Annotated in this window: 3 protein-coding genes; all 3 read left to right on the top strand. The window is 70.4% G+C overall.

Annotation, left to right across the window (positions count from 1 at the left end):
- Positions 1 to 352: 352 nt before the first annotated feature.
- Genes E1193_RS31145 through E1193_RS31135 form a run of 3 tightly spaced genes read left to right on the top strand, consistent with a single transcriptional unit; the run spans position 353 to position 2200 of the window.
- The gene (locus E1193_RS31145; RefSeq protein WP_132186698.1) at positions 353 to 1177 is read left to right on the top strand and encodes a hypothetical protein; all 825 of its coding nucleotides are present in this window, start codon (positions 353 to 355) and stop codon (positions 1175 to 1177) included.
- Positions 1178 to 1182: 5 nt separating this feature from the next.
- Positions 1183 to 1578, top strand: a complete 396-nt coding sequence (locus E1193_RS31140; protein WP_132186697.1) for a GntR family transcriptional regulator — start codon at positions 1183 to 1185, stop codon at positions 1576 to 1578.
- A gap of 1 nt (position 1579) precedes the next feature.
- Positions 1580 to 2200, top strand: coding sequence for a GPP34 family phosphoprotein (locus tag E1193_RS31135; RefSeq protein WP_132186696.1), 621 nt, complete (start codon positions 1580 to 1582; stop codon positions 2198 to 2200).
- Positions 2201 to 2354 lie beyond the last annotated feature (154 nt).

Below are 2354 nucleotides of genomic sequence, written 5' to 3'. Positions count from 1 at the left end.
CAGCCCCGCCGCCCCCACCACGACAAACACCACCACCGAACACACCAGCACCCGAAACACCCGAAACACCCTCCTGAGACGACGCAGGGTGCAAGAGTGCGCCCTGCGACCTTCGACCTGCCACCCGGCCGCCCCCGCACGACGGCTTCGTCGACCCCGGCCGCCTCCACACCGCCGTCCACGCCCTCGACCGCCGACAACCTCGCGGGAAGACCTCCTCCGTGGCGCTGCTACACCGCCTCGGCACCGACTCGCCGAGGAACCGGCCGTACCCGGCCTTCCGCACCCGGATTGACTTGTCCCAAGGCTTGACGCACCATGATGAGACAAGCTTTGCGACATAGGAGGCGTCGTGTCGAATGAGACATTGCCAGATGTCGACCCCCCGGTGCGCCCGGCAGACCTTGAGCGGGCCCGCGCGTGGTTGGCCGAGCACGGCCTGGCCGACGCCCGGCCGACACCGTTGCTGGCGACGCGTCTGGCGGTGCGGCGACGTACCCGCCTGGCCGCTGCTGTCCTGCTGGCCGCGTTCATCATCGCGGTTGCCCTCGCCTACACCGGCGGCATGGCTGACGGGTCCGGGTACCGGCGTTGGCTGCTGCTGGTGCTGACGGCGCTGGTGGTCGGGTTGGTGGTGGCCCAGTCGTCGCTGGACTGGTGGGTGCGGCGGGTCGACCGGCGCGCCGGTGCGACGTTGCCGCGACGGGCGGCCCACCCGGTCCGGCTCGGCTGGCGTACCGTGCTCGGCTGGCCGCGCGCCGCGTTCGCGGCTGCCACGTTCGCGGGCGCGACGACGCTGGCGATCGGCGCCCTGACACTGCACAACTCCAACGCGAGGTACGCGGCGGTCATCCTGCTCATCGGGCTGGGCGGGCTCGCGGTCGGCATTGTCGTCCAGCTACGCCATGTTCTGACGCACCCGGTCGTGGCGGACGACGAGGTCTCGCTGACCGCCGATGTCATCATGCGGGTCGAGGACGCCCGAGTCGGCGCCGTGCCGACCGCGGTGTGGTCGGTGTGGTCGCTGCCGGTCGTGTCGGTGTTCAATACCGCCTTCGGGTGGTGGAACGCTGCCTGGATGGTCTTCATCGTCCTGAGCGTCATCGCGCAGGCCCTGATCGAGGCACGGACCACCCGGAGCGCCATGGTGGCGCGGCAGGTCATGAGCGCACCGTGAACCGAATGGTCGTCATCGACCCATCGTCGCCCGTCCCGCCGTTCGAGCAGCTCCGTGCCCAGCTAGCCCGGCAGATCCAGGACCACACGCTCGCCGTGGGCACCCGACTGCCGACCATCCGTCGGCTGGCCGCAGACCTCGGCCTGGCCGTCAACACCGTCGGCCGGGCCTACCGGGAGCTGGAGGAGGCAGGGTTGATCGAGACCCGCGGGCCAGCCGGCTCGTTCGTGTCCGCAGCCGGCGAGAAGGGCCGCGAACGGGCACGCCACGCCGCCGCCGACTACGCCGCCGTCATCGCCAGCGTCGGCATCGACGCCAACGAGGCCATCCGCATCGTCCAAGCAGCGCTGAACAAGGGCATCGCGGTATCCCCCGCCGCACCCGAGCCGAAAGAAGCATGACATGGCCGTACCCGACAGCCTCCCCCAGCGCATCTTCGTGCTGGCCTACAACCCCGACAAGGGCAGGGTCGGCGTGGACACCGACCTCGGCGCCATGCTCCGCGCCGCGGCCCTGGCGGACCTCCACCTGCGCGGCCACCTCACCGACGAACGCGGCCGCGCCGCCATCGACGTCCGGCACCCCTGCCACGATCCCGTCCTCGACGCGCTCCTCGAAGAGATCGCCGGCTCCAAGCCACGCACCTGGCAGCACTGGGTCGACGGCCGCCAGCGCGCCGCCGTCCGCGCGGTACGTCAGCAGCTCAGTGATGGCGGCTGGGTCCGCCTCGAACCACACAGGATCCTCGGGCTGCTCCCCACGACCAAGATGACCATCCACGACCCCCGCGTCCGCAAGGAACTCCTCGGCCGGATCACCGCCGCCCTGAACAACCCCATCGACAGAATCGACCCCGCCGACGCCGCACTCGTGGCCATCGTCGCCGCAGGAGACCTCAAGCTCGTCCTCGACCGTAGGACCAAACGCGCCAACAAACGGCGCATCCAGCAACTCACCGAGCTCAGCGGGCCGATCGCCCCCGCCCTGCACAAATCGATCCAGGCCGCCGCCGGCGTCGCTTAGTTGTCACCACGATCAGGGGAGCGACATGACTGACGGGTTCCGTCGTCGACCCCGGCTGAACGCCGCCACCCCACTCAGTCGCCATTGACCGCCCGACGCGCCGCCAACCACGCGTTACGGAACAACATCGCCACCGTCGTCGGCCCCACCCCAC

Source organism: Micromonospora sp. KC606 (genome assembly GCF_004348675.1).
Lineage (GTDB): Bacteria > Actinomycetota > Actinomycetes > Mycobacteriales > Micromonosporaceae > Micromonospora.
Note: the sequence above shows the minus strand (reverse complement) of the source record. Positions and strands in the feature narration are given on the sequence as shown.

Bases quoted from the DNA above. Each gene is read 5' to 3' on its own strand.
- E1193_RS31140 (WP_132186697.1), top strand. From the start codon at position 1,183: ATGGTCGTCATCGACCCATCGTCGCCCGTCCCGCCGTTCGAGCAGCTC.
- E1193_RS31135 (WP_132186696.1), top strand. From the start codon at position 1,580: ATGGCCGTACCCGACAGCCTCCCCCAGCGCATCTTCGTGCTGGCCTAC.